This window comes from Gordonia westfalica, from assembly GCF_900105725.1.
Lineage (GTDB): Bacteria > Actinomycetota > Actinomycetes > Mycobacteriales > Mycobacteriaceae > Gordonia > Gordonia westfalica.
In genome coordinates this window covers 2,835,524-2,861,345 of the sequence record NZ_FNLM01000034.1, presented here as the reverse complement: position 1 = coordinate 2,861,345, position 25,822 = coordinate 2,835,524, and the positions used below count along the sequence as shown (strand labels likewise).

General features: G+C 68.2%; 19 protein-coding genes, 3 pseudogenes and 1 other annotated feature. Of the genes and pseudogenes, 13 read left to right on the top strand and 9 right to left on the bottom strand.

Features of this window, described 5'->3' with window-relative positions; genetic code table 11:
* Positions 1-2,372, bottom strand: a pseudogene (locus BLU62_RS18375) (transketolase-like TK C-terminal-containing protein).
* A 66-nt stretch (positions 2,373-2,438) separates the two neighbouring features.
* Positions 2,439-3,518, bottom strand: coding sequence for an HAD family hydrolase (locus BLU62_RS18370; RefSeq protein WP_310950725.1), 1,080 nt, complete (start codon positions 3,516-3,518; stop codon positions 2,439-2,441).
* Between the two features lie 327 nt (positions 3,519-3,845).
* On the opposite strand from BLU62_RS18370, the gene BLU62_RS18365 reads away from it, so the two are divergent.
* The 9 genes and pseudogenes from BLU62_RS18365 to BLU62_RS18325 all read left to right on the top strand — a co-directional run bounded on the left by BLU62_RS18365 (position 3,846) and on the right by BLU62_RS18325 (position 12,170).
* Entirely contained in the window at positions 3,846-4,100 is a 255-nt protein-coding gene (locus BLU62_RS18365; RefSeq protein WP_074851208.1) for a glutaredoxin family protein, read from the top strand.
* Positions 4,101-4,252: 152 nt separating this feature from the next.
* Positions 4,253-5,080: a redox-sensing transcriptional repressor Rex gene (locus tag BLU62_RS18360; RefSeq protein WP_074853007.1), complete on the top strand. Its 828-nt coding sequence runs from the start codon at positions 4,253-4,255 to the stop codon at positions 5,078-5,080.
* Entirely contained in the window at positions 5,077-6,453 is a 1,377-nt protein-coding gene (locus BLU62_RS18355; RefSeq protein ID WP_074851207.1) for a glutamyl-tRNA reductase, read from the top strand. Before BLU62_RS18360 ends, BLU62_RS18355 begins: the two co-directional genes overlap by 4 nt.
* Positions 6,450-7,393 (top strand): annotated as a pseudogene (gene hemC / locus BLU62_RS18350) (hydroxymethylbilane synthase). Before BLU62_RS18355 ends, hemC begins: the two are co-directional and overlap by 4 nt.
* 49 nt (positions 7,394-7,442) lie before the next feature.
* Positions 7,443-9,125 carry a bifunctional uroporphyrinogen-III C-methyltransferase/uroporphyrinogen-III synthase gene (locus tag BLU62_RS18345; RefSeq protein ID WP_074851206.1) on the top strand — a complete coding sequence of 561 codons (1,683 nt, stop codon included), beginning with the start codon at positions 7,443-7,445 and terminating at the stop codon, positions 9,123-9,125.
* A 111-nt stretch (positions 9,126-9,236) separates the two neighbouring features.
* Positions 9,237-10,214, top strand: coding sequence for a porphobilinogen synthase (gene hemB / locus BLU62_RS18340; protein WP_074851205.1), 978 nt, complete (start codon positions 9,237-9,239; stop codon positions 10,212-10,214).
* A gap of 65 nt (positions 10,215-10,279) precedes the next feature.
* Positions 10,280-11,104 (top strand): hypothetical protein, encoded by an 825-nt coding sequence (locus BLU62_RS18335; RefSeq protein ID WP_074851204.1) that lies wholly within the window; start codon positions 10,280-10,282, stop codon positions 11,102-11,104.
* On the top strand, positions 11,101-11,544 hold the full coding sequence (locus tag BLU62_RS18330; protein ID WP_074851203.1) for a hypothetical protein: 444 nt from the start codon (positions 11,101-11,103) through the stop codon (positions 11,542-11,544). The genes BLU62_RS18335 and BLU62_RS18330 overlap by 4 nt, the downstream gene beginning before the upstream one ends.
* The gene (locus BLU62_RS18325; RefSeq protein WP_074851202.1) at positions 11,541-12,170 is read left to right on the top strand and encodes a DUF3093 domain-containing protein; all 630 of its coding nucleotides are present in this window, start codon (positions 11,541-11,543) and stop codon (positions 12,168-12,170) included. Before BLU62_RS18330 ends, BLU62_RS18325 begins: the two co-directional genes overlap by 4 nt.
* Here BLU62_RS18325 and BLU62_RS18320 read toward each other — a convergent pair.
* From BLU62_RS18320 to BLU62_RS18310, 3 genes are all read right to left on the bottom strand, one after another.
* Positions 12,152-12,871 (bottom strand): hypothetical protein, encoded by a 720-nt coding sequence (locus BLU62_RS18320; protein ID WP_074853006.1) that lies wholly within the window; start codon positions 12,869-12,871, stop codon positions 12,152-12,154. The two genes, BLU62_RS18325 and BLU62_RS18320, sit on opposite strands and share 19 nt — an antisense overlap.
* Before the next feature lie 90 nt (positions 12,872-12,961).
* Positions 12,962-13,876, bottom strand: a complete 915-nt coding sequence (locus BLU62_RS18315; RefSeq protein WP_074853005.1) for a manganese catalase — start codon at positions 13,874-13,876, stop codon at positions 12,962-12,964.
* Positions 13,877-14,203: 327 nt separating this feature from the next.
* The gene (locus BLU62_RS18310; RefSeq protein ID WP_074851201.1) at positions 14,204-16,270 is read right to left on the bottom strand and encodes an acyl-CoA dehydrogenase family protein; all 2,067 of its coding nucleotides are present in this window, start codon (positions 16,268-16,270) and stop codon (positions 14,204-14,206) included.
* A 219-nt stretch (positions 16,271-16,489) separates the two neighbouring features.
* Here BLU62_RS18310 and BLU62_RS18305 point away from each other — a divergent pair, with 219 nt between their 5' ends.
* The 3 genes from BLU62_RS18305 to BLU62_RS18295 all read left to right on the top strand — a co-directional run bounded on the left by BLU62_RS18305 (position 16,490) and on the right by BLU62_RS18295 (position 20,410).
* On the top strand, positions 16,490-18,169 hold the full coding sequence (locus tag BLU62_RS18305; protein WP_074853004.1) for an AMP-binding protein: 1,680 nt from the start codon (positions 16,490-16,492) through the stop codon (positions 18,167-18,169).
* Positions 18,170-18,388: 219 nt separating this feature from the next.
* The gene (locus BLU62_RS18300; protein WP_074851200.1) at positions 18,389-19,087 is read left to right on the top strand and encodes a TetR family transcriptional regulator; all 699 of its coding nucleotides are present in this window, start codon (positions 18,389-18,391) and stop codon (positions 19,085-19,087) included.
* Between the two features lie 159 nt (positions 19,088-19,246).
* The gene (locus BLU62_RS18295) at positions 19,247-20,410 is read left to right on the top strand and encodes an acyl-CoA dehydrogenase (RefSeq protein ID WP_074851199.1); all 1,164 of its coding nucleotides are present in this window, start codon (positions 19,247-19,249) and stop codon (positions 20,408-20,410) included.
* Positions 20,411-20,576: 166 nt separating this feature from the next.
* On the opposite strand, the gene BLU62_RS18290 is transcribed toward BLU62_RS18295, so the two are convergent.
* Entirely contained in the window at positions 20,577-21,599 is a 1,023-nt protein-coding gene (locus tag BLU62_RS18290) for a 2Fe-2S iron-sulfur cluster-binding protein (RefSeq protein ID WP_074853003.1), read from the bottom strand.
* 5 nt (positions 21,600-21,604) lie between these two features.
* Positions 21,605-22,816 (bottom strand): cytochrome P450, encoded by a 1,212-nt coding sequence (locus BLU62_RS18285; RefSeq protein WP_074851198.1) that lies wholly within the window; start codon positions 22,814-22,816, stop codon positions 21,605-21,607.
* A gap of 248 nt (positions 22,817-23,064) precedes the next feature.
* On the opposite strand from BLU62_RS18285, the gene BLU62_RS18280 reads away from it, so the two are divergent.
* Positions 23,065-24,000 carry an AraC family transcriptional regulator gene (locus tag BLU62_RS18280; RefSeq protein WP_074851197.1) on the top strand — a complete coding sequence of 312 codons (936 nt, stop codon included), beginning with the start codon at positions 23,065-23,067 and terminating at the stop codon, positions 23,998-24,000.
* Between the two features lie 101 nt (positions 24,001-24,101).
* On the opposite strand, the pseudogene BLU62_RS18275 reads toward BLU62_RS18280, so the two are convergent.
* Together BLU62_RS18275 and BLU62_RS18270 are read right to left on the bottom strand one after the other, a co-directional pair.
* Positions 24,102-24,488, bottom strand: a pseudogene (locus BLU62_RS18275) (HNH endonuclease signature motif containing protein); the annotation flags it as partial.
* A gap of 4 nt (positions 24,489-24,492) precedes the next feature.
* A protein-coding gene (locus tag BLU62_RS18270; protein WP_099047869.1) for an IS3 family transposase occupies positions 24,493-25,793 on the bottom strand; the annotation gives its coding sequence in 2 pieces (ribosomal slippage) (positions 24,493-25,520 and positions 25,520-25,793; 1,302 coding nt in all).
* Positions 25,390-25,521, bottom strand: a sequence feature (AL1L pseudoknot). It overlaps the preceding gene by 132 nt.
* Positions 25,794-25,822: the final 29 nt, after the last annotated feature.

Genomic DNA, 25,822 nt, shown 5'->3' with positions numbered 1-25,822 from the left:
TCAGGGGGCCAGGTCGAGAGCGGCGCGGACGATCGAGCCGGTGTCGATGCCGTGGTGGCGGTACACGTCCTCGAGTGAGCCGACCTGGCCGAACCGGCTGACGCCGAGTGCCGCACCCGGCACGTTGTTGATGCCCGTCAGGAAGGCGAGCGTGTGCGGGTGCCCGTCGAGGACCGTGACCATCGGCGCCGCGCGGCCGGGCGGGAAGACCTGGTCGAGAATCCACGTCGGGTCCTCGGCGAGCCCGCGGCGTGCCTGCATAGCCCGAAGATCAGCCCGGGACTCGTCACGCACACGACGTCGGCGGCCACACCCTGCTCGGCGAGACGGTCGGCGGCAGCGAGGGTCTCGGTGACGACCGCACCCATCCCGACCAGCGTCACCTGCGGGGATTCGGTGCGGCGTAACAAATATCCACCGGCGACCACCTGACGTCGGCGGCGTTCACGGGCGGCCGGGTCGTCGGGAACCGCGGCGAGTCGCTGGTCGACCGGGCGCGTGGAGAGGCGCAGATACGACGAGGTCCCGTCGGGGCGTCCGAGTCGTCCGATGCACGACAGGAGGGTCCACTCGACGTCGATCGCGAAGGCCGGTTCGTAGCCGACGCAACCGGGTTGCTCCAGACCGATCGACGGTGTCTTGATCGATTGGTGCGCGCCGCCTTCGGCTGCGAGGGTGACACCGGACGGGGTGCCCACGAGGATCGACTGTCCGCCCGCGTAGATGCCGTAGGACCAGGGCTCGAGCGTGCGTTCCACGAAAGGGTCGTAGAGCACGCCGATCGGGAACAGCGGCTCGCCCCAACGACTCCACGTCGCGCCGAGCTCGCCGATCAGTCCCGCCAGATTCGTCTCGGCGATACCGAGTTCCATGTGCTGGCCGGTCGGACGTTCCCGCCAGTGCATGATCGTCTCCGCGTCGTCGGCGAACCAGTCGCGGCGTTCGTCCGGCGACCACACCCCGACCTTGTTCAGCCAGCCGGCGAGATTGGTCGTCGAGCTGACGTCGGGGCTCACGGTGACCACCCGGGCCGATGCCTCGGGAGCCTCCCGGGACAGGGCGAGGAGCGTACGGCCCAGTGCCGCTTGGGTTGTCGAGGTTCCCGACGGTGTCTTCCCGGTGTCGGCCGGGACGGCGGGCGGTGTGGTGGGCGCGACGGGTTCGCGCCGGAGCCGCTCGGCGACCTGCGCGCACAACCGGGCCTCGGCGGTGCCCTCGTCGAACCGCCCCCACGGGTGCGCCGCATCCAGACCGAGAGACGCCGCGAGCTCGTCGTACTGTTCGACGGTGAGCAGCGACGAGTGGTTCTGCGGGTGGCCCTCGATCGGCAGGCCGTTGCCCTTGATGGTGTAGGCGAGGATGACGGTCGGGCGGGTGTCGTCGATCTGCTCGTAGGCGCCGATCAGGGCGTCGAGGTCGTGGCCGCCGAGATTGCGGATCGCCGCGAGGAGGGTCTCGTCGTCGACACCGGCGATCAGCGTCGCGACGGCATCCGCGTCCGATCCTGATCCGGGCAGTCGCTCACGGACCTCGTCGGCGTCGCACCGCAGGAGGCGCTGATACTCCGGGTTCGGCATGTCGAGGATGCGCGTACGGAGCGCGGTGCCGCCCGGCCGCTGGAACAGTTCCTCCAGCAGGCGGCCGAATTTCACCAGGATGACCTGCCATCCGGCGGCGGCGAACATGGCCTCCAGACGTCCGGCGGCGATGTTGGGGACGACGCGGTCCAGCGACTGCCGGTTGAGGTCGACGATCCAGACGATCTCGCCGAGTTCGGCCACGGAGGGGTCGAGGATCGCCTCCCAGACCGCGCCCTCGTCGAGTTCGGCGTCACCCACGAGCGAGTACTGCCGGGCGAGGACCGTGGGGGAACGGCGGTCGGCGGCAACCGCATCGGGGCCGCCGATCGTCGTGTCGAGATAGCGGCGGGCCACCGCGCCCCAGATCGGTGCGGTCGCACCGATTCCCACCGATCCGGTCGAATAGTCCACCGCATCGGGATCTTTGGTGCGGCTCGGATACGACTGCAGTCCGCCGAATTCCCGCAGCGTCGTCAGGTACGACTCGTCGAGCCCGCCGAGCAGATAGTTGATGCCGTGCAGGACCGGTGACGCATGCGGTTTCACCGAGACCCGGTCGCCCGGCCGCAACCGGGAGAACCACAGCGACGTCATGATCGACACCATCGAGGCACACGACGCCTGGTGTCCACCGACCTTGAGTCCCGACGGATTCGGCCGAACCCGGTTGGCGTGGTGGATCATCGACGTCGCGAGCCACAACACGCGCTGCTCGAGCCTGCGGAGCGTGTCGGGTGTCCCGGTCCCGGCTGCGCTGCTTCGGAGATCGGTGAGGTTCTCGTCGGTGGTCATGGGTGGTCCTCTCCGGGATGGGGGTCTCTCCGGGTGCGGTCACCGACGCCGTGACGAGGCGACGCCTCAGCGGTGACGTAGCAGCCGTGCGGCCGCCGCGGCACCGCCACCGGCGGCTCCCAGCACGATGGCGGTACCGGCACCGTACTTCGCCGCCTTGCGTGCTGTCCGGAAGTCGTACATCTCCCACCCGCGCACCTTCGCGACGTCGCGCAGGTCGGTGTCGGGGTTGATCGCGACCGCCTTGCCGACCAGCGACAGCATCGGGACGTCGTTGTGCGAATCCGAGTACGCGGTACAGCGTTTGAGGTTCAGGCCCTCACGGATGGCGAGTGCGCGCACCGCATGGGCCTTACCGGGTCCGTGCAGGATGTCGCCGACGAGTCGTCCGGTGAACACGCCGTCGACGCTCTCGGCGACCGTGCCCAACGCGCCGGTGAGCCCGAGCCGATCGGCGATGGTCTGCGCGAGTTCGACCGGCGTGGCGGTGACCAGCCAGACCTGCTGGCCGGCGTCGAGATGACGCTGGGCGAGAGCGCGCGTCCCGGGCCAGATCTTGTCCGCGATGTAGTCGTCGAAGATCTCCTCGCCGAGTTCGACGAGCTCGGAGGTCTGCCGGCCGGCGATGAACGACAACGCCTTCTCCCGGCCCTCGGCGACGTCGCGGGCGTTCTCCTTGCCGGTGATCCGGAACTTCGCCTGGGTCCACGCGAAATCCATGATGTCGCCGTAGGTGAAGTACTTCCTGGCCGCGAGGCCGCGGGCGAAGTGCACGATCGACGCGCCCTGGACCAAGGTGTTGTCGACATCGAAGAATGCGGCGGCGGTCAGGTCCCGAGGAGCCTCGCCCGGCTCGGCGTCGGATGGTTCGCGCAGCCGCAGCGAGTCGACGGCTGCCTTCGCGCTCGCCTCACCGGCGAGAGTCTGGCGGAGTTCGTGTGCGGTCTGGCGGAATCGGCCGGTCGCGGCGCTGGCGCGCTGGGAGATCCAGGTGGTGACCCGGTTGGACTCGTCGTCCTCGGCGAGATCGTGGAGTTCGTCGTCCTCGTCGAAGTCGTCGTCGAACTCGATGCGCGCGGCCTGGGTCTCCCAGTCGTCGCCGGTGTCGAGCGGGGTGGCACCGGAGCTCTCGGGCGCCGAGGGCACGGGGGAAGCGGGCGCGGAGACATCAGGCGCAGAGACATCAGGCGCAGAGACATCGGGCGCAGAGGCATCGGGCGCAGGGACCTCTGGCGAAGGGGTGTCGGGGGCAGCAGCCGACTCGTTGTCGGGTCGCTCGTCTCCCGGGCCCGGGGTGTTGCCCACCGCCCACCTCCCACGTCTGGCGCCAGCACTGCCTGCGCGGTCCAGCCTAGCGGCCGCACACGACGATCCGCGTCGACGCCAGGCCGGTCCCGGCGTGCCCGGGCGTAGCCCTCGTCACAGCGCCGGGGTCGCGGCGTCGGGGGAGTGCGGCGCTGCGAGGATGGGGTCATGACCGTGGAACTGCTGACCCGTGAGGGATGCCACATGTGCGCGACCGCTCGTCGCGACCTGACGCGGCTCTGTGACGAGCTGGGAGTGGAGTTCACCGAGGTCGACGTCGACCGGGCCGCGGCCGACGGTCGTCCCGAGATCCGTGCGGACTTCGGCGACCGGCTTCCCGTGGTGCTGCTCGACGGTGACGAGCACAGCTACTGGGAGGTCGACGAGCCGCGGCTGCGTGCCGACCTCGGGCGCCGGGGCTGACCGGCGAGTGGGCGTCGATCCGCCATCGCGCAGAAACTGTTGCGCTTAACACAGACCCCCGAATCGTGAGGGTCCATGTGAAGAGTTTCACAGGGGGTTATATCCTCGGTGCATCGTGGTGAGTGAGTGACCGAGGGGATGTGGAGGTGAGCGTGGGCGCCGATCGTTCGAAGCCCGGCGACGCCGACCCTCCCGCGTCGGCGTTGCCGCCGCCCGCTCCCGCGGTCGCCACGGCCATCCCCGCCCCCACCGTGGCCCGTCTGGCCACCTATCTGCACGTCCTGCGGTCGTTCAGCCAGCGGGGCATCCTGGTCGCCTCCAGCGGCGAACTGGCCACCGCGGCGGGCGTGAACCCCGCGATCCTCCGCAAGGACCTCTCCTACGTCGCCGCGAACGGCGTCCGGGGGGTCGGGTATGACGTCGGACGTCTCACCGCGCGCATCTCGATGACCTTGCACACCGACAGCATCCACACGGTCGCACTGGCCGGCGCCGGCCAGCTCGGACGCGCGCTGCTCGCGCACACCGGTTTCGGCCGCGGATTCCGGGTCGCCGCGATGTTCGACGCCGATCCGGCCCTTGCCGGCACATCGTTCGAGGTCGGCGGGCCGACGATAGCCCCGCTCACCGAGATCGCGTCGGTCTGCGCCCAGGTCGAGCCGGCCGTGGCGATCGGGGTCGTGGCCACGGCCGACGAGGCCGCCCGGAGTGCCTTCGAGGCCTTCGTCACCGCCGGGGTCCGCCAGGTGCTCAACGTCACGCCGGTGGCGCTCACGACGGAGGCGGATGTCGTCGTCAGACAAGTTGATCTAGCCTTGGAACTGCAAGTGTTGACGTTCCAGGCCTCTCGTGCCACGACGCAGGCCCCGCGGAACGAGCTCAAGATCTCCTCACGCAGCGACATCGGTGCGCCTCGCGAGGTGAAGGCGGCCGACGGGCGCCGCGGAAATGCAATGGGTGAAGAAACGGTGACAGCGTGAGTGTTCTGTTGTTCGGGGTGTCGCACCGCAGTGCGCCGGTCGAGGTGCTCGAGCGGTTGACGGTCTCCGACCACGACCGTCCGAAGCTGGTCGACGAGCTGCTGTCGTCGCGGTCGATCTCCGAGGCCATGGTCGTCTCGACCTGCAACCGCGTCGAGATCTACGCGGTCGTCGACGCCTTCCACCCGGCCCTCGAGGCGGTCGGCGAGGTCCTCGGCGACCACTCGGGGATGACCGTCAACGAGATGACGCGCCACGCCTACGTCCGCTACTCCGAGGCCGCCGTCGAGCATCTGTTCACCGTCGCCGCCGGGCTCGACTCGCTCGTCGTCGGCGAGCAACAGATCCTCGGCCAGATCCGCAACTCCTACCTGAGCGCGGACGCCAACGACTCGGCCGGACGCGTCCTGCACGAGCTCGCCCAGCAGGCACTCCGCGTGGGCAAGCGGGTCCACACCGAGACCGGCATCGACCGTGCCGGCGCATCGGTCGTGTCCGTGGCCCTGCATCGCGCCAAGGCGCTTCTCACCGATCCCGCGACCGGGGCGCACCGGCTGCGCACCGCGGTGGTGGTCGGCGCCGGTGCCATGGGCGGCCTCGCGACCGCCCAGCTGGCCCGTGAGGGCGTCACCGAGATGTCGGTGGTCAATCGCACGGTCGAGAACGCCCGCCACCTGGCCGACAACATCGCCGCCAACCACGGCATCACCGTGCACGGCGTGGGCCTCGACGAGCTGCCGGCCGCGATGGCCGCCGCCGACGTCGTGGTCAGCTGTACCGGCGCGGTCGGCTCCGTGGTGAGCGTGGGTGCGGTGCATTCGGCTCTCGCCGAGCGAAACCGCAACGGCGATTCCACCCCGATGGTGATCTGCGACCTCGGGCTCCCGCGCAACGTCGATCCGGCCGCGGCCCGCCTGCCCGGCGTGCACGTCGTCGACATCGAGGGTCTGCGCGGCGACTCCGAGACCCAGGCCGCCGAGAACGACACCCTCGCGGCGCGGTCGATCGTCGCCGGCGAGCTCGCCGAGTACCTGACCCATCAGCGCCAGGCCGAGGTCACGCCGACCGTCGCGGCCCTCCGTCAGCGCGCCGCGGACGTCGTCGAAGCCGAGATCCTGCGTCTCGAGACCCGGCTCCCGGACCTCGAGAACAACCAGCGCGACGAGGTCGCCAAGACCGTCCGCCGCGTCGTCGACAAGCTGTTGCACGCACCGACGGTGCGGGTGAAGCAGCTCGCGTCGACGCCCAACGGTGACCACTACGCGGAGGCTCTGCGCGAATTGTTCGAACTCAAACCCGGTGCGGCAGAGTCGGTTTCGGCGCCCGACCGACTGGGGACCACCGATCCGGCCGGCGAGCAGGGTGACCGATGACCGACTCTCGAACCGCGCCGATCCGAATCGGTACGCGGGGTTCTCTGCTGGCCACCACCCAGTCCCAGACCATCGCCGACGCACTCACCGCCGCCGGCCACCCGGCCGAACTGGTGATCATCAAGACCGCCGGTGACGCCTCGTCGGCGCCGGTGGCTGAGATCGGCGTCGGGGTCTTCACCACCGCCATCCGCGTCGCGCTCCGCAACGACGAGGTCGACGTCGCGGTGCACTCCTACAAGGACCTCCCCACGGCCCCGAGGACGACCTCACGATCGCGGCCGTCCCGACCCGGGTGGACCCGCGAGACGCGCTGGTCAGCCGGGACGATCTGGTGCTCGGCGAACTGCCGCCGGGATCGGTGGTCGGCACCTCGGCGCCCCGCCGGGCGGCACAGCTTAAGGCATTGGGTCTCGGTTTGGAAATCCGCCCCCTACGAGGCAACCTAGATTCTCGGTTGGGCAAAGTCGCCAGCGGCGAACTCGACGCAGTCGTGGTCGCCCGCGCCGGCCTCGTGCGCATCGGACGGACCGAAGTGGTCTCCGAAGCGCTCGATCCGGTCGTCATGCTGCCGGCTCCGGCGCAGGGTGCTCTCGCTGTGGAGTGCCGCTCAGACGATGCCGAACTGGTGAGAATACTCGCCGAGTTGGACGACAAGTCCACCCGGGCGGCCATCGATGCCGAACGGGCAGTACTCACGGCCCTCGAGGCCGGGTGTACTGCGCCGGTCGGAGCGATCGCCGAGGTGGTCGAATCGATCGACGAGGACGGGCGCATCTTCGCCGAACTGTCGCTTCGTGCGGCAGTGGCGGCCGAGGACGGATCCGACGTGATCCGCGCTTCGGCGGTGGGCCCGGTCGATCGAGCCGTCGAACTCGGTAAGGATCTCGCCGCCGAACTGCTGGAGCTGGGAGCGGGCGAAATCGTCAACTCTCCCTAGCAGAGAAAGAACTGCAGCCCTCGACGCGAGGGCAGGAGAGTGCGAACCCATGAGCCGTACGAAGAAGGCAAATCCCGGACGGATCCTGTTCGTGGGGTCGGGTCCAGGCGACCCAGACCTGCTCACCGTGCGGGCACGCACCGTGATCATCAACGCGACCACGGCGTACATCGATCCCGATGTCCCGGCCGCCGTGGTGTCGCTGATCGGCAGCGCACACCGCGAAGAACCCGCACCGAACACCCGCCGGTCGACCAAGAAGGCCGACAAGACGGCGGACGACAAAGTCGACGCCGATGGCACCGATGCGGCAGACACCGCCGCGGACGCGCCCGCTCCGGAGGCCGACAAGGCCGACGAGGAGTCGGTGGTGCGTCCGGCGCTCGGTGACCCGACCGAGGTCGCCAAGACCCTCGTGGCCGCCGCCCGCAACGGTGACGACGTGGTCCGCGTCGTCGCCGGTGATCCGCTGACCACCGATTCGGTGCTCGCCGAGGTCAACGCCGTGGCCCGACACTCGGTCACCTTTGAGGTGCTGCCGGGTCTGCCCGCCGCCTCGGTCGTCCCGAGCTACGCCGGCATGCCGCTGGGGTCGACGCACACCGAGGCCGACGTGCGCGGCGAGGTCGACTGGGCCGCCCTGGCCGCGGCTCCCGGCCCGCTGGTCCTGCACGCGACCTCCGGCCACCTGGCCGAGACGGCCAGCGCGCTGACCGAGCACGGGATGGCACCGCAGACGCCTGCGGCCATCACCATCAACGGCACCACATGCGCGCAGCGCACCATCGAGGCCACGCTCGCTACGCTCAACGAGCAGGGCAACGCCCTGACCGGTCCGCTGGTCGTGACGGTCGGCAAGGTCGTCGCCTCGCGTGGCAAGCTCTCGTGGTGGGAGTCGCGCTCCCTCTACGGCTGGACCGTGCTGGTGCCGCGCACCAAGGACCAGGCCGGCGACATGAGCGATCGCCTCGTCAGTCACGGCGCGATGCCCAAGGAAGTGCCCACGATCGCCGTCGAGCCGCCGCGCAGTCCCGCGCAGATGGAGCGCGCGGTCAAGGGGCTCGTCGACGGCCGCTACCAGTGGGTGGTGTTCACCTCCACAAACTCGGTCCGCGCCGTGTGGGAGAAGTTCGCCGAGTTCGGTCTCGACGCCCGCGCCTTCTCCGGCGTGAAGATCGCCTGCGTCGGCGAGGCCACCGCGGAGAAGGTCCGGTCCTTCGGCATCAACCCCGAACTCGTGCCGTCGGGTGAGCAGAGCTCGCTGGGGCTGCTCGACGAGTTCCCGCCGTACGACGACGTCTTCGACCCGGTGAACCGAATCCTGCTGCCGCGGGCCGACATCGCCACCGAGACGCTCTCCGAGGGTCTGCGTGACCGCGGCTGGGAGATCGACGACGTGACGGCGTACCGCACCGTGCGCGCCGCACCGCCGCCCGCCGAGACCCGCGAGATGATCAAGACCGGCGGCTTCGACGCGGTCTGCTTCACCTCGAGCTCGACGGTCCGGAACCTCGTCGGCATCGCCGGAAAGCCGCACGCGCGCACCATCGTTGCGTGCATCGGGCCCAAGACCGCCGAGACCGCAACGGAATTCGGGCTGCGCGTCGACGTGCAGCCGGAGAACGCCTCGGTCCTCGAGCTGGTCGACGCGCTCGCCGAGCACGCCGCCCGGCTCCGTGCCGAGGGCGCACTGCCCCCGCCGCGCAAGAAGTCCCGTCGATCGCGTTCGTGAGCTATCCGCTCCCTGAGGCGTGAGGAGCGACAGCCGCCGGGCTGGGTGAGCGACGAAGGAGTGAATCGAAGTCGACGAGCCTCGAAGGGCCCGTGAGACGAAGGAGACGACATGGCACCGCTGATCCGTCCGCGCCGGCTGCGCACCACCGCGGCGATGCGTCGGCTGGTCGCCGAGACCACCCTCGCGCCAAGGCAACTCGTGCTGCCGATGTTCGTCGCCGACGGCATCGACGAGCCGAAGCCGATCTCGTCGATGCCCGGCGTCGTGCAGCACACTCTTGCCTCGCTGCGCGCTGCCGCGGTCGAGGCGGTCGAGGCCGGCGTCGGTGGTCTGATGCTGTTCGGTGTGCCGCGCACGGAGGACAAGGACGCGACCGGTTCGGGTGCCGACGCCGACGACGGAATCCTCAATCGGGCGCTGCGCGCGCTGACCGACGACCTCGGTGACTCGACGGTCCTCATGGCCGACACCTGCCTGGACGAGTTCACCGATCACGGTCACTGCGGTGTGGTCGACGGCAGTGGCCGCGTCGACAACGATGCGACCCTGGACCGCTACGTCTCGATGTCGCTGGCGCAGGCCCGCGCCGGCGCACAGCTCCTCGGGCCGAGCGGGATGATGGACGGCCAGGTCGCCGCCATCCGTGAGGCTCTCGACGCCGAGGGCTTCACCGACACCGGGGTTCTGGCCTACTCCGCCAAGTACGCGTCGGCTTTCTACGGGCCGTTCCGCGAGGCGGTCGGCTCGTCGTTGCAGGGGGACCGCCGGACCTACCAGCAGGACGCGGCCAACCGGATCGAGTCGCTGCGGGAGGTGCGCCTCGATCTCGAGGAGGGTGCCGACATGGTGATGGTCAAGCCCGCGATGAGCTACCTCGACATCGTGCGCGACGTCGCCGAGATGAGCGACGTCCCCGTCGCCGCCTATCAGATCAGCGGGGAGTACGCGATGATCACGGCCGCCGCCGAGCGTGGCTGGATCGACCGGGACGCGGCGATCCTCGAATCGCTGACCTCGATCCGCCGTGCGGGTGCGTCGGTCATCCTGACCTACTGGGCCACCGAGGTCGCCGACCGGCTGTCCTGAGCCCGCTCGCACGGCCTCACCGGACGCGTGCGCGGGCCGCGGGCACATCCCACTAGGCTGGTGCCATGTCCGCACCGTTCGACCCGATGCGCGCCTCGTCAGAGCCCGACGCACGGCAGCGCCCGACGATCCCGGATTCGATCTCGATCGCCGTCGAACTGTGGGTGGTGGTCGTCGTCGGACAGATCGTCGCGCTGTTCGCGCAGACCGGCACCTTCGTCGACCTCGTCCGTGATCAGGTTCGCGACAACCCCCAGCAGGGTCTCTCCGCGGACCAGGTGCAGTTCATGACGTCGTCGGGCTTCGTCATCGGCCTGCTCGCGGCGATGTCGGTGTTCCTGACCGTGATCACGGCGCTGATCGTGTGGTTCACGCGGAAGGGCTACAACTGGGCCCGCATCGTGTTGGGCGCGATGGGTGTCTACATCGTCGTCAACCTGCTCTTCTCGCTCTTCGGGAGCACCGACCCGGCCTGGGCGACGGTCCCTCTGGTCATCAGCGGTGTCGCAGCGCTCGGCGCGACCGTGCTGCTGATGCGGGGCGACTCGGAGAAGTACTGCCGACGTATGGCGGAGGAGCGCAAGCCCCGGCCCGTGCCGCCGGCCGCACCGCCCTACCCGTACGGCCAGAATCCCTACGGCCAGAATCCCTACGGAACCGATCCCTACGGGCAGAACCCGTACGGCCAGAATCCGTACGGCCACAGCCCGTCTCCGGCACCGCATGAGCCGCCACCGAACCCGTACGGATCTGCGTCACAGCCGGGTACGCGGTCCGCCGGCACACCGTATGGTGACAGTTCATCCGGCGACGCGGCCCGTGGTGGAACCCCCGACCTCCGTAAGCCCGAGACCCCCGACCCCGACAGCGAAGGACCGAAGAAGCAGTGACAAGTCCCGACCCGGCGCAGCGTCCGAAACTCGTCGTCTGGGCCTACCGGTGCTGGGTGGCGTCGGGAGCGCTCCTGGCCCTGCTCGGAATCCTCGTGGTGGTCCTGTCCGCGGTCGACGACTCCGGGTCGATGTCCTCGGCGATGCTCGGCGTGCTCATCCTGATCGTGGGAGTCGCGTACATCCTCCTGGGCAGCAAGGCGTTCACCGGTGACGTTCGCTGGCGTTCCTCGCTGTCGGCGCTGACGCTCGTCGTCGTCGCCATGCTGCTGTTCCTCAGCGTCGGACTCGGATCGCCGTTGTTCGCCCTGGCGCTGCTGGCCGCGATCGTCGGATTGTTCGGTTCGCTGCTGGCCTACCGGCCGGACTCGGAGACCTGGTACACCGGCAAGGCGCCCGAACCCAAGAAGCAGCGCGCACCGCGCAAGAAGAAGCCGTGACCGACGAGGCCTCCGCACCTGCCGGCGACGACGATCCCGTCGAGCCGGTCGAGTCCGTCGAGCCGGTGGAAGCCGAGCCTGATCCGGGCGAGGTCCTGTTCTACGAACCCGGCGGCAGCAGGTGGGTGGTCCTCATCGGGCCGGTCCTCGTCCTCGCCGTCCTCGTCATGGAGATCCTCGGTCCCGGGCAGGTGCACTGGCCGGTCCTCATCATCTTCCTGGTGGTCCTGCTCGGCTTCTCTCTCGTGCAGGTGACCGCCGCGCGTCGGCACGTCAGCGTCGAACTCACCGAGACGACGCTGCGCCAGGGCGCGGTGACGACGCCGCTCGCCGACATCGAGAAGATCTACCCGCCCAACAATTCCCCGACGCCCGAGGACTGGGAGTCGGCGTCGGCACTCGGCGAACTGCACGGGGTGCCGCGGCGTCGGAAGGGTGTGGGAGTGCGGCTGACCTCCGGCCGGCTCGCGCAGGCCTGGGCCCGTGACGTCGACCGTTTCCGCAGCGAACTCACGCAGGCACACGCCGCCGTGCGGATGGGGCTACCGCCGGCCGGCAAGAAGAGCGAGCTGCGAAAGATCGAGCCGCGCACATCCGAGACGAAGGATCAGGACACCACCGAGTGACGGCCCTTCCTGCTGTCGCGGTACGCGCGCCGGCGCAGATCTCCCAGCCATGACGGCGCGAACTCGACGCCCTCGGGGCGGTGGAGGATCGGGTCGAAGTCGATGTCGAGCCCGGTCAGCACATGGTCGAGTTCGATCCGCACCAGGGGTACGAACCGTCCGAAGCCGGCTTCCAGGATGATGACCACGGGCCGCTTGGTGCGCAGGCAGGCGGCGAGATCCTCGACATCCAGACCGGACGGCCCGGTGGGCTCGACGATGCGGGCGCGGATCCAGTACAGCTCGCCGTCGTAGCGGTAGGGCGTGAGGCTCGAGACGGCCGTCGGCGCCCAGTGTGTCGTCGGGAGCGGAACGGGCAGTCGACCGGACAGCGGAGCAGGTCCGGCGAGCAGCAGGTCCCATGCGCCGGACACGGCGCCGTCGGTGCCGTTCACCGGGGTCGGGGCGCCGGCCGGGGCGTTGGTCGGGGCCGAGGCCGGAAAACGTACGGCAACGCCGACGATGTCGGGCAGACTGCCCGGGGTGCCGATGCCCTTCGACAGACGGACCGTGACCGGACCGGACCGGAACGGCAGCGGATGGTCGCCCGAGACCGACGCCCGGCCCCCGCACAGCAGGCCGTCGGGATGGAACACGCGCGCGTGCCGCAGTGCACCGAGCCAGCGGAACGGCGTGGTGATGAGATCGGGCAGGTCAGTCATGGCACCTCCGTAGATCGGGCGACACGCCATCGGCACGGCAGGCCGCGAACCCTCGGGGTCCGCGGCCTGCCGCACATGCGACGGGCGTCTCTATCCGGTGGGATCAGGATCGACGACGTCCTTGATCTTGCCCATGACACCCTTTTCAGTGCCGAACTTCGGCTTCTGCGGGGTCCCCACGGCGCCATCGTAGGTCGCGTAGAGCTTCGGATCCGGCGGCGGACCGGATTGGCGGTCGCCGAGGGGTTGCGGATCGGCGAGGAACTTGAACTCGTGCTTCCCGTCCGGGGTGGGACCGCTCGCCCAGCCGCCCTTGTCCGAGTCCGCACCGTCCGACAGATGCCACAGCGTGCTCGCGTGCTCGCTGTACTCCTCGTCGAAGAGATCATCGGGGGCGATGGTGCCCTCGAGACCGTCCGCCTTGAGTTCCTCGATGGCCTTGAGCCACAGGTTCTGATGGAGGGTGTCGCGGGCCAGGTTGAACCGCAGCATGTCCTGCACGCCCGGGTCGTCGGTCATGTGCCACAGTCGCGCGGTCTGGACGCGGCCCTGCGCCTCGGCGGTGACGTTCGCGTGGAAGTCGGCGAGCAGGTTGCCGCTGTGCACGATGTAGCCCGCGTTCCACGGCACGCCGTTGCTGTCGGCGAGGCGCGGACCGCCACCGGAGAAGACGGCCTGGGTCGGATCGCTGCCGCCGAGGACCGCGGCGACCACGGGATCGCCGAGCGCGTTGGCGGTCGAATCGGTGGCCGGCGCGCCCTCGAGGAGGCGGGCGACCATCGTGGCGATCATCTCCACGTGACCGATCTCCTCGGTCGCGATGTCCATGATCAGGTCCTTGTACTTGCCCTTCATGCGGCAGTTCCAGCCCTGCATGAGGTACTGCATCGTCACGGTCATCTCGCCGAAGGCGCCGCCGAGCAGCTCCTGCAGCTTGCGCGCGTAAACGGGGTCGGGCTTCTCGGGTTTGACGTCGAACTGCATGTAATCGGTGTGGCGGAACATGATTCCCCTGACGGTCGTGGTGGTGAGCGCCTGCACCGGAGGCGTCGAAGATGGCGACGACCGGTCCGCGGGCAGCGTTGATCGCAGTGACCGCACGGTGTTCGGCAGGCCACTGTCGTCGAGCGTGGGTTGTTCTCGGGACGATTCGCGTCAGTGAGGGCCTTTCAACGGCCCGGTGCGAAACCGTCCGGGTCACGTCGCGGCGGGTGTTTTCACAGCGGCGTCGGGGCCAGTGTGCCCGGGTTGCGACGTTTCAAACCCGGGCATCGAAAAAGCTGCGCCCGGCCTGTGCGGAGACAGGCCGGGCGCAGTGGTCGAATCGTCGGGTCAGCCGTTCACGAGCATCGGTGCGCGCAGCAGCTCCTCGGGGACGCCGAAGGCGTCGACCAGCGACCGTGCGTGCGGACGCAGTTCCTGGCAGAGCTCGTTGACGCCACGCCGAACCGCCTTGGCCCGCTCCACCGAGATGTGCCGGTGCATCATGAACCACGAGAGGTCGGCTTCGAGTGCGGAGTAGACGAAGAGGTCGCAGACCTTGCCCAACAGTTCTGCCGCAGAACGGGAATCGCAGTTCTCGATCGCTTCGACGAAGGCTTCGAGCACCACGCGCTCGATATGGGCCTGGCCGACCTTCAGCAGGTGGTCCTGCGCATTGTTGAACACGTCGAAGGCATCGTTGTCGTCGTCGAGGGCGCGGCGCAGACGCTGCGCGCAGGTGCGGACGAGGTGGTCCTCGCGGTTGCGGAACAGCCGGATCTGCGTGCTCCGGTCGGTGAGCGCCGACTTCTCGGTGTCCTCGTCGGAACTGTCGAGCAGCGTCTGCACGACCTGGCGGACGGCGGTCTTCTCGGCCACCACATCTCGGGCCATCCCGGCGATGAAGCGGACCCAGCCGCCGGCCGAAAGGCCTTGTACGTCCTCGGAATACGACGAGAGGAGTTCCTTGGCGATCAGCTGGGTCATGATCGTGTTGTCACCCTCGAAGGTGGTGAACACGTCGATGTCGCCGCGGATGATCGAGAGCTGGTTCTCGTCGAGATAGCCTGCGCCGCCGCAGGCCTCGCGACTGACGTTGATCGCGTGCGAGGCATGCCAGGTCGCATAGGCCTTGAGGCCCGCCGCCTGCCCTTCCAGCTGGCGTTGCCGTCCGGCGTCGGAGTCGTCGGGGGCAACGGACTGGACCTCGTGCAGTTCGGACACGATCTCGTTCTGGGCGAACGCGATCGCATAAGATTTGGCGATGAGCGGCAACAGCTTTCGCTGGTGGCCCAGGTAGTCCATCACGGTGATCTCGTCGGCGGCGTCGGGTGCCTCGAACTGTTTGCGGATCAGGCCGTAGCGAGTGGCCAGGGTCAGCGCCTTGCGGCCCGCGGCGCCCGCGGTGGCCGCCACGCTCACGCGGCCGCGGATCAAGGTGCCGAGCATCGTGAAGAAGCGCCGGTTGGTGTTCTCGATCGGCGAGCTGTAGGTGCCGTCGTCGGCGACATCGGCGTAACGGTTGAGGAGGTTCTCCGCCGGGACCCGCACGTTGTCGAACATGATGCGGCCGTTGTCGACACCGGCGAGGCCGCCCTTGTGGCCACAGTCGCTGGTCGTGATGCCCGGCAGGTCGTTGCCGTCCTCGTCGCGGATCGGCACCACGAAACAGTGCACACCGCGGCCCTCCGGCTCCTCGCCGGGACCGCCGGTGACGAGCTGGGCGAAGACCGCGGCGAAGCGGGCGTGCTCGGCCGCGCCGCCGATGTAGTCCTTGCGCGACGACGGGGTGGGGGAGTGGATCACGAACTCGCGGGCGTCGCGGTCGTAGGTGGCCGTGGTCTCGATGGCCTGCACGTTGGAACCGTGGCCGGTCTCGGTCATCGCGAAACAACCCAGGACGTCCAGATTGATGATGCCCGGCACGTACTTGTCGTGGTGGCGCTTGGTGCCGAGGTTCTCCACGGCTCCGCCGAACAGGCCCCACTGGACGCCGGCCTTGACCATCAGCGACAGATCCGCGTAGCCGAGCATCTCGATCGCGGTGATCGAGGCGCCGATGTCGCCGGTGCCGCCGTGGTCGGACGCGAAGCCGTCAGAGGCAAAGCCCTGCGACGCGAGTTCGCGCATCACCTCGAGGGTGTGTGCGCGAGCCTCCTCCAGCGTGCGCGAGGGGTCGGGCAGCAGGTCGGCACGGTTCGAGCTCGCACGAACCGTCTCCCGGGTGGCGCGCCAGCGTCCGTCGAGAACGAACCGGAGATTGTCGACGAGCAGCGCCCGCTCATCGGCGGGCAGGTCGTCGTCGGCGGAGACATCGACCGGTAGAACCGGATCGTCGACGGTGGGTTTCTCGGCGATCGGGGTGTGCCCAGATGAGGTGGGACTCGACGGGGTCGGACTCTCGGTGGGAGTTGCCATGGAACCACCGTACGTAGTGCGCAGGACTTCGTCCCATATTTTGTGTCGTCCGCTACGGGCTGGGAGCGTGCACCGATCCGGTCACGGTGTCCGCGTCGAACCCCCACTTCGGAGGGTGCAGGTATTTCGATGTGATCAGTACCCTAGATCGCCGTCGCACGTATGGGCCGTCACAAACCCCCGGTCCTTGTCACACGGTCGCGAGAACACGGAGGAATGATGTCGGTCTCCACCCCCGAGGTGTCCGCGACGGGCGCGGGCCCCTCGACCACGGAATGGGGCGGGGCCAACCGCTCCGAACTGAGTCCGCTGCGCTTCCTGGAGCGGTCGTCGGCAGTGTTTCCCGACCGTCCGGCGATCCTCTACGGGCAGCGGCGACACACCTATGCGGAGTTCGCCGACCACGTGCAGCGGCTCGCCCGCGTCCTCGCCACCGAGATCGAGCCCGGTGATCGCGTCGCCTACCTGGCCCCGAACATCCCCGAGATGCTGATCGCGCACTACGCGGTGCCGCTTGCCGGTGGCGTCCTCGTCGCCCTCAACTCGCGTCTCGCCGGACCCGAGCTGGTCTACATCCTCGAACACTCCGGCGCCAAGGCCCTCTACTTCGACGCGGAGTTCCGCGGCACCGTCGCCGCGATCATCGGTGAGATCCCGAAGGTCGAGACGGTCGTCGAGATCGCCGACCCCGAGTTCGGCGTGACGCCCGGCGCCGTCGCCGACGCCGGGATCGACGGACTCGTCTCCTACGACGACCACCTGGCCGCCGCCGACGATCTCGATCCGACGCCGATCCCGTGGACGGTCGACGACGAGAACACGATCATCTCGATCAACTACACGTCGGGAACCACCGGTAAACCCAAGGGCGTCATGTACACCCACCGCGGCGCGTACCTGAACTCCTTCGGTGAGACCTTCCACAACCAGTTCACCGGGTCGTCGCGCTACCTGTGGACGCTGCCGATGTTCCACTGCAACGGCTGGTGCACGCCGTGGGCGGTCACCCACGCCGGCGCCACCCACGTCTGTCTGCGCGCGGTGCGTGCGGACGCCATCTGGGACGCCATCGACGATCTCGGCGTCACGCACATGTGCGGTGCGCCGACCGTGTGCACCACCATCGTCGGCTCGCCCCGCGCGCACCGAGTGGACCGTCCGCTGCACATCACCACCGCCGGTGCGCCGCCGTCGCCGACCGTGATCGGCGCCCTCGAGGCGATCGGCGTGACCGCGGTCCACGTGTACGGCCTCACCGAGGTGTACGGCCCGTACACCATCTGCGAGTACCAAGATGCCTGGGCTGCACTGGAACCCGGAGATCGTGCGGCGAAGCTCTCCCGTCAGGGAGTGGGCATGGTGCAGGCCGAGACGGCCCGTGTGGTGGTCGCCGACCAGGTGCCGCTGGTCGATGTCCCGGCCGACGGCGAGACCATGGGCGAGATCGTGCTGCGCGGCAACAACGTGATGGCCGGTTACTTCCGCGACGAGGACGAAACGCGAAAGGCGTTCGCGGGCGGCTGGTTCCACACCGGCGATCTCGGTGTCATGCATCCCGACGGTTACATCCAGCTCCGCGACCGCGCCAAGGACATCATCATCTCCGGCGGCGAGAACATCTCGACCATCGAGGTCGAGCAGGCGCTGGTGAGCCACGACGCCGTCGTCGACGTCGCGGTCATCGGGGTTCCGGACGAGAAGTGGGGCGAGCGGCCGCGTGCCTACGTCCTGCTGCAGCCGGGTGCGACGCTGACCGGTGAGGAGCTCATCGAGCACGGCCGTCGCCTCCTCGCGGGCTACAAGGTGCCGCGCGACATCGTCTTCGCGCACGAACTCCCGCGCACCCCCACCGGCAAGGTCCTGAAAGGCGAGCTGCGTGAACGCGCCCGCGCCGACTAAGGCTTCGCGGCAACCAGATTCGTGTCGCGAAGCGGTCGCGGTCCGGGACCTCGCGGTCCGACGCACACGTCTCGGGGCGCGTCGCGGCTCCCGGGCGGACGCCGGTCTCGCCGTGAGTCCCCGCTCGACGGGTGCGTTCAGCCGCTGGGAACGACGCTCCGCCGGCAACTGATCCGGGTGGTGCGCCCGCGCGGGCGCTGATGTGGTGATACTTGACGCATGTCAGTTGCGGATGTCGACAGCGCGAGCTTCCGCATGCTCGTCGTCGCCGAGTCGATCCGGCTGTTCAGTGAGCACGGCTACGAGTCGACGACCGTCGAGCAGATCGCGTCGGCGGCCGGGATGTCGCGCCGGACGTTCTTCCGGCAGTTCGGGTCCAAGGAGGACGTGATCTTCGCCGATCACGAATCCCTGCTGGCGCAGGTCGACGACACCCTGGCCGGCTTCCAGGGTGATCCGTGGTCGGCGGTGTGCGCCGCCGCGGAGGTCGTGTTCAGCCACTTCCGGCGCGACCGCGACCTCGCCGTCCGGCGCGCACAGGTGGTCCAGGAGGTCCCGGCGCTGCGTGATCGCGAGCTCGTCACCACCTACCGCTACCAGGGCGCCTTCGAGGAGTTCCTGCGCCGACGCCTGCCCGACGAACCGCCGGTTCGCATCGTCGCCTACGTCGCGGCCATCACCGGCACGCACAACTACCTGCTCCGGCAGATGATCCGCGGTGACGCCGACGCCACGCTCGAGCGTCTGCGTCGTGAGCTCGCCCGGATCGCGGTGGCACTCGGTGCCCGAGGCTCGGAGGGCAGTGCCGTGGGCGATCCCGAGTCGCTGCAGCAGCAGGTCACCGTCGTGACCTATCCGGCCGGGACCTCGCCGGACGAGGTGGCCCGTCGTGTGGCCGATGAGCTGCGAAAACCCTGAGTATCTGGGGCAGGTTCGGGACAACGCCGGACCCGGCGAGGAGAATCGATGAGGTGGGTCGCATTCCCGCTGTGTCGCCGCGCGTTGACATGGCACTGAGTGCCGTGATGCACTGGTAGGTAACCACCAATTTGGCACCCCGTGCCGTGAGGAGTTGTCATGGGTTTCGGAAATCCCGACTTCGACGTCTTCCAGCTTCCGGAGGAGCACGTCGCGCTGCGTGAGGCGATCCGCGCGCTTTCCGAGAAGGAGATCGAGCCGCACGCCGCGGACGTCGACGAGAACTCGCGCTTCCCGCAGGAGGCCCTCGACGCTCTCGTGGCGTCGGGCTTCAACGCCATCCACGTCCCGGACGAGTTCGGCGGCCAGGGCGGCGACTCGATCGCGGCCTGCATCGTCATCGAAGAGGTCGCCCGTGTGTGCGCCTCGTCGTCGCTAATCCCCGCCGTCAACAAGCTCGGCACCATGGGCCTGATCCTCAACGGCTCGGATGAGCTCAAGAAGCAGGTGCTCCCCGGCATCGCCTCCGGCGAGGCCATGGCCTCCTACGCGCTGAGTGAGCGCGAGGCCGGTTCCGACGCCGCCGGCATGAAGACCCGCGCCCGCAAGGACGGCAACAACTGGGTCCTCAACGGCTCCAAGTGCTGGATCACCAACGGCGGCAAGTCGACCTGGTACACCGTCATGGCCGTGACCGACCCGGAGAAGAAGGCCAACGGCATCTCCGCGTTCATGGTTCACAAGGACGATCCCGGCTTCACCGTCGGCCCGCTGGAGAAGAAGCTCGGCATCAAGGGTTCGCCCACCGCCGAGCTGTACTTCGAGGACTGCACCATCCCGCTCGACCGCATCATCGGCGACGAGGGCACCGGCTTCAAGACGGCTCTGCAGACCCTCGACCACACCCGTCCGACCATCGGCGCACAGGCCGTCGGCATCGCACAGGGTGCGCTCGACAAGGCCATCGAATACGTCAAGGACCGCAAGCAGTTCGGCAAGCCGATCAGCTCGTTCCAGGGCGTCGAGTTCATGATCGCCGACATGGCGATGAAGGTCGAGGCCGCGCGCCTCATGGTCTACACCTCGGCCGCTCGCGCCGAGCGCGGCGAGAAGAACCTGGGCTTCATCAGCTCGGCGTCGAAGTGCTTCGCCTCCGACGTCGCCATGGAGGTCACCACCGACGCCGTCCAGCTCTTCGGTGGCGCCGGTTACACCCGCGACTTCCCGGTCGAGCGCATGATGCGCGACGCCAAGATCACCCAGATCTACGAGGGCACCAACCAGATCCAGCGCGTCGTCATGAGTCGCGCGCTGCTGCGCTGATCGCCTCCACCGCTTAGCGGATTCGCCCCGTCGACTTCGGTCGGCGGGGCGTTTTCGTTCCCGCGGTGTCCGTTTCCCTCCCGCTTGGCAGATCCAATAAGCGGGAGGGAAACGACCGGGCGGGAAGGAAACGGCCGGGCGGGAGGGGAGCCCGCACACCTCAGGCTCACGCCGGAACGAGACCGACTGCGGGGGTGTACTTTTCCCGCCGGATACGACGCGGCGACATGCGTCGGCGCTTGAGTGCCTTGACTCCGGCCTCCACCATCGCCGGTGGTCCGCAGAGGTAGGCGGCGTGATTGCGGCAGGAGGAGATGTCCTCCATCATCGCGTCACCGACGTATCCGGTTCGCCCGGACCATTGTTCGCGACTGAGGCAAGGGATGTACCGGACCCCGGGGTGGGTGGCCGCGAGTCCCTCCCAGAAGTCGACGTCGTAGAGCTCGGCCCGGCTGCGGACACCGTGGTAGACGTGGATCTCCCGGTCGGGGTCGGCTTCGAGAGCCGCGCGGGCGATCGCCTTCAGCGGGGCCAGACCCGTTCCGCCGGCCAGCAGGATCAGGCCCTCGGACTCGTCCGGCTCGTAGCAGAAGTCTCCCCACGGTCCGGACATCGTGACGGGATCGCCGACGTCCAGAGACTCGAAGATCCACCCCTCCGTCGCCAACCCGCCGGGCTGTCGCCGGATGTGGAACTCGAGCTTGTCCGGCTCGCTGGGCGGATTGGCCATCGAATACGGCCGTGTCACAGCGGTTCCCGGCACCGTCAGCTCGACGTACTGTCCGGCGGTGAAGTCGAGCGGCTCGTCGAGAAGCACCGTCACCGACACGGTGTCATCGGCGATCTCCGTCACGGCCCCAACTGTTCCGGCGACGTCGCGCAGAACATGTCGTGCCGAGCCCGGTTCCTCGGCCGGCGGGTCGATGACGACGTCGGAGACCGGTGTCGTCTGGCAGGACAGCACGAAACCCTGTTCCTGCTCGGCGATCGACAGCACCGAGTCCGGGGCCGGTGGGTGGTCGACGGTTCCGCGCACGACGCGCACCTTGCAGGTGCCGCAGGTTCCCTGGTTGCACGAGTTCGGGACCCACACTCCGTTGCGCAGGAACGCGTCGAGCATCTTCTGGTCCGGTCCGCACTGCACCGACGACTTCCCGGCCTCGACCGTGAAGGTGTCCGAGCTGCTCATGATGATCACACCTCCCAGGTCGTGTGCAGCGACGTCGGGCCGCGGAAACCCCAACCCCAGAACTCGACGTCGGAGCCGGTGTCGCGCTCGAGGTTCGGGATTGCCTCGAGCAGTTCCTCCAGCCCGATGCGGCAGACCTGATTGGCGAAGTAGATACCGGCACACGCGTGGTTGCCGGCGCCGAATGCCAGGTGCGGCAGCGGGGGCCGGGTGATGTCGTACTCCGAAGGGGCGTCGTAGACGGCGTGGTCGTGGTTGGCCGAGCCATAGGACATCAGCACCACCGATCCCTCGGGAAGTTCGACGCCGGCCACCTCCACGTCCTTCGTGCTGATGCGGGCGGTCGCCGACCAGATCGGCGAGGTCCACCGCATGCCCTCCGAGATGGCGCGGGGGATCAGGGCGGGCTCGTCGATGACCTGCTCGAGCTGGTCCGGTCGCGTGAACAGTCCGACGAGCGTCGAGCCCATCGCGTGCCCGGGCTCCTGCATCGCGCCGAGGAGATAGACGTAGAGGGTCGGGTAGATGTACTCGCGGTCGCGGGTCTGCCCCTCGGGCATACCGTCGTGCAGCCAGTGGGAGATGGCGCTGTCGTCGGGATTGACGATCCAGTTGTCGATCAGGGGGTCGACGATGGAGCGGATCTCCTCCTTGGCGGCGTCGGCCTCGACGAATCCCTCGGGATTGGTGAATTCGCCGTTCTCGTCGACGCCCGCGTTGGTGAACGAGACCGACAGCTTGTGGAACCAGTCGCGCAGCTTGTCCGAGCTGACCGACTGGAGGCCGAGAAGGTCGCCGAGAGCGCGGACGCTGACCGGCTCGCAGTACCGGGCGATGAGTTCGGCCCGCCCGGTGTCCTCGAATTCGCTCAGGTAGCGGCGCGCGATCGGGCGGACCAGATCGTCGATCCAGCGGTCGACCTCCTGTGGCTGCAGGGCGGGATCGACCATCGACCGGAGGTCGTCGTGAACCGGCCCGTTGACACCGATCACGGCGGGGTGACCGAAGGTGCGTCCGCCGGCCTTGGTGATGACGGCTTCGAAGTCGGGGCTGGTCGCGATGGCGCGGCAGATCTCGGCCGTGGTGGCGACGTAGGAGCCGAGCACCGGCACGTACGCCAGCGGAGCCTCTGCGCGCAACCGCTCGTAGACCGGGTACGGATTGCGCTCGAGCTCGGTCATCGTGATGTCGTCGATCCAGGAGATGGTGCTGGTCATCGGTCGTCCTCACCTCGGTTGATGGTTGATCGGCGAGCTGTCGCCGGGGAGTTGCGAGAGCAGACGTTAGGGACGGATCGACCCCGGGGCGATACGCGATGCGCGGGATCGATACCGATTGCGCGACGGTTGTGATGCACGTCTCAAAGGCCCCTGGCGAGTGGGTTGCTGCACAGGGTTGAATCACAGGTGCCGCACCGGGGGTGCGGCGGGATCGGCGCTCGAGCGGGATTGGAGGTCGAGAGGACATGTCGACGCAGCGCACCACCAAGATCAGCGATTGGGAGGCGGCACACCGGGCCGTCGAACAGGTGTACTTCCCGCATGAGCTGACTGCGCTCTCGTCGCCCGACCAACTCGAACTCAACCTGCAGACCGTCGACCTCGGGCCGGTCACCATCGGCCGGCTGAACTGGGGGACCGATGTCTCCATAGCCTGCGACTATCCCGACGCCTACGAGATCAACATCCCCGTCAGCGGTGTCCTCGAGTCTCGTGCCGGGTCGGTTCGCACGACGTCGGAGGCCGGTCAGGCCACGGTGTTCACCGCCGACCGGCCGTCGCTCATCACCCGATGGTCCGCCGACTGCCAGGTCGTCGGGGTGAAGTTCGACGCCGAGTACCTCGAACGCGAGGCCGACCGGGTCCGCGCGGCTCCGCTGCGGTCGCAACTGCTGCTCCCACACCAGCTCGACCTCACCGGACCCGACGAACAGTCGTGGTTCGCGCTCGTCCGTGCGCTCTCGGCGCAACTGCGGGAGCCGGCCGACCTACTCGCCAATCCGCTCGTCGGACCGCAATTGGCGAGCGCGGTCAGCAGTGCCTTCATCCTCGCAGTCTCGCCCGAAGAGGCTGGGACAGGCCTGCGGCCGCGCATGGTGAAGCGGGTGCTCGATGCCCTGCACGACGATCCTGCTCGCGACTGGCGTCTGGCCGACATGGCCGAGATCGGTGGGTCGAGTCTCCGGAGACTGCAGGAGGGCTTCGCCGAGCATGTCGGTGCCACGCCCACCCAGGTGCTGCGCGACATCCGTCTGAGTCGGGCGCGCGCCGACCTGCTCTCCCCGGATGACACCGGAACCGTCGCCGAAGTCGCTGCCCGATGGGGCTTTTCCAGCGCGAGCCGGTTCGCGGCCGCCTACCGGAAGAGGTACGGGATTGCGCCCTCGGAGCATCGGCGGTAGTGGGGAGTTGCGCCTCCCATCGAGAATCACGTTCCCGCGGAGGCAATAGCCCCGTCGGCGTCGCGAATCCGGCCGTCAACCGCCCACTCACTTGTTCTGTGTCAGAACGGTGGTGGGTTGTTGGTGTCCCATTCGGCTTGTTGCCGACGGTGGGTGTCGGTGCGGTGTGCGCGCTCGTCGGTGAGTCGTTGCCGAGCCGGATGATCGGGTGGCTGGGTCTTCAACGACGCGAACAGGTCTCGCCCGGTGTACGGGTTGCCCAGGTACGTGTGGCCGGTGGGGGCTTCGAACCACACGGCGAGGTACTCGTCCTGGGAGTCGCGCCACCTGCCAAAGGTTTTGATGCGGTGGTGGAACCGGCACAACGGTTTGAGGTTGTGTTGGAGGGTCTTTCCGCCGCGGTCGGGGTGGCGGTGGTCGTATGGATGGGTGTGGTCGAGGTCGACGGTCCACACCGGTTGGTTGCAGCCGGGGAACGTGCAACACAATGAATCACCCTAGGTTTTGTGCCGCCTCCAATGTGGGCTGGTCCTCGGGGCCGAGGCCAGCGTAGTGGAGCGTTTCGAACTCGGTCGGGGGAATCTGGCCAATACTCGAGTGCAACCTGCTGTTGTTGTACCAGTCGACCCAACCAGCGGTCGCGAACTCGACGTCGGAGATCGTCCGGTACGGGCCGGAGTGGAAGATCGTGGTCCGGATGCACTCGGTCTTGTACAAGCCGTTCACCGACTCGGCCAGCGCGTTGTCGTAGGCGTCCCCGACCGATCCGATCGACGCTGCGATGTCTTCGAGTCGCAGACGCTCAGTCAGTGTAACCGATGTGTACTGACTTCCGGCATCCGAATGATGAATAAGCTCAGCAGCTTTCACCGGATGCCCTTCCCGATTGCGCTGCCACAGTGCCATCCGAAGCGGGACTGTCACCAACTCCACCGACTTCGATGTCGAGGCGTGCCATGCCACGATTCGACGGGAGAACACGTCGATGATGAACACCACATACACCCACCCAGCCCAGGTCCGGCAGTAGGTGAAATCGGTCACCCACACCCGGTTCGGTTCGGCAGCACTGAACTGTCGGTTCAACAGATCCTCCGCGCGGACACCATCAGCGGATCTGACGGTCGTTCGGACTCCCTTCGACCGTCGAATTCCTTGGTGGCCTAACACTTTCATCGCTCGATCAACGGCGCCATAGAACACCCCAGGCAGAGTTGTGCGATGCAGATGGGCGCGCATCTTCACCCGCCCGTAGAGGCCCTCGGGAGTCATCTTCCGCCGGCCGTCGTCACCGGTGCGCCAGACGACAGTGCGCACCGCATCGACGACGTGGGCATCAGAGACCGTCCATGCGGCAGGCGTGCGTGATCGCCATGCCCGGTAGGTTCGTGCGGCAATCTGGCAGCCCTGCCCACGCAGGACCCGGCAGATCGACTCGACCGCAAACCCGTTGGCGCGCATCTGATCTATGAACGCCACGATCATCGGTTGCGGGGGTCGAGTTCCCCCGCGAAGAAAGTTGTCGCTGCTTTCAGAATGGCAACGTCTTCTCGTAACTGCTTGTTCTCGGCCTTGAGGCGCTTGATCTCGGCGGACTCCTTCGTAGTGGTCCCGGAGCGGGCGCCGGCATCGATCTGGGCTTGTACGGCCCATCGACGTACCGTCTCTCCGCCGACACCGACCTGCTTGGCGATCGCTTCGGCCGCGGCAGTCAACGACGTGTACTCGCCGCCGTGGGCCTCCAGCAACCGCAAGGCCCTCGAACGGACCTCCGGGTCGATTTTCTTAGGCATGTGCTCATCCTTCCTGACTCAGAAGGAAG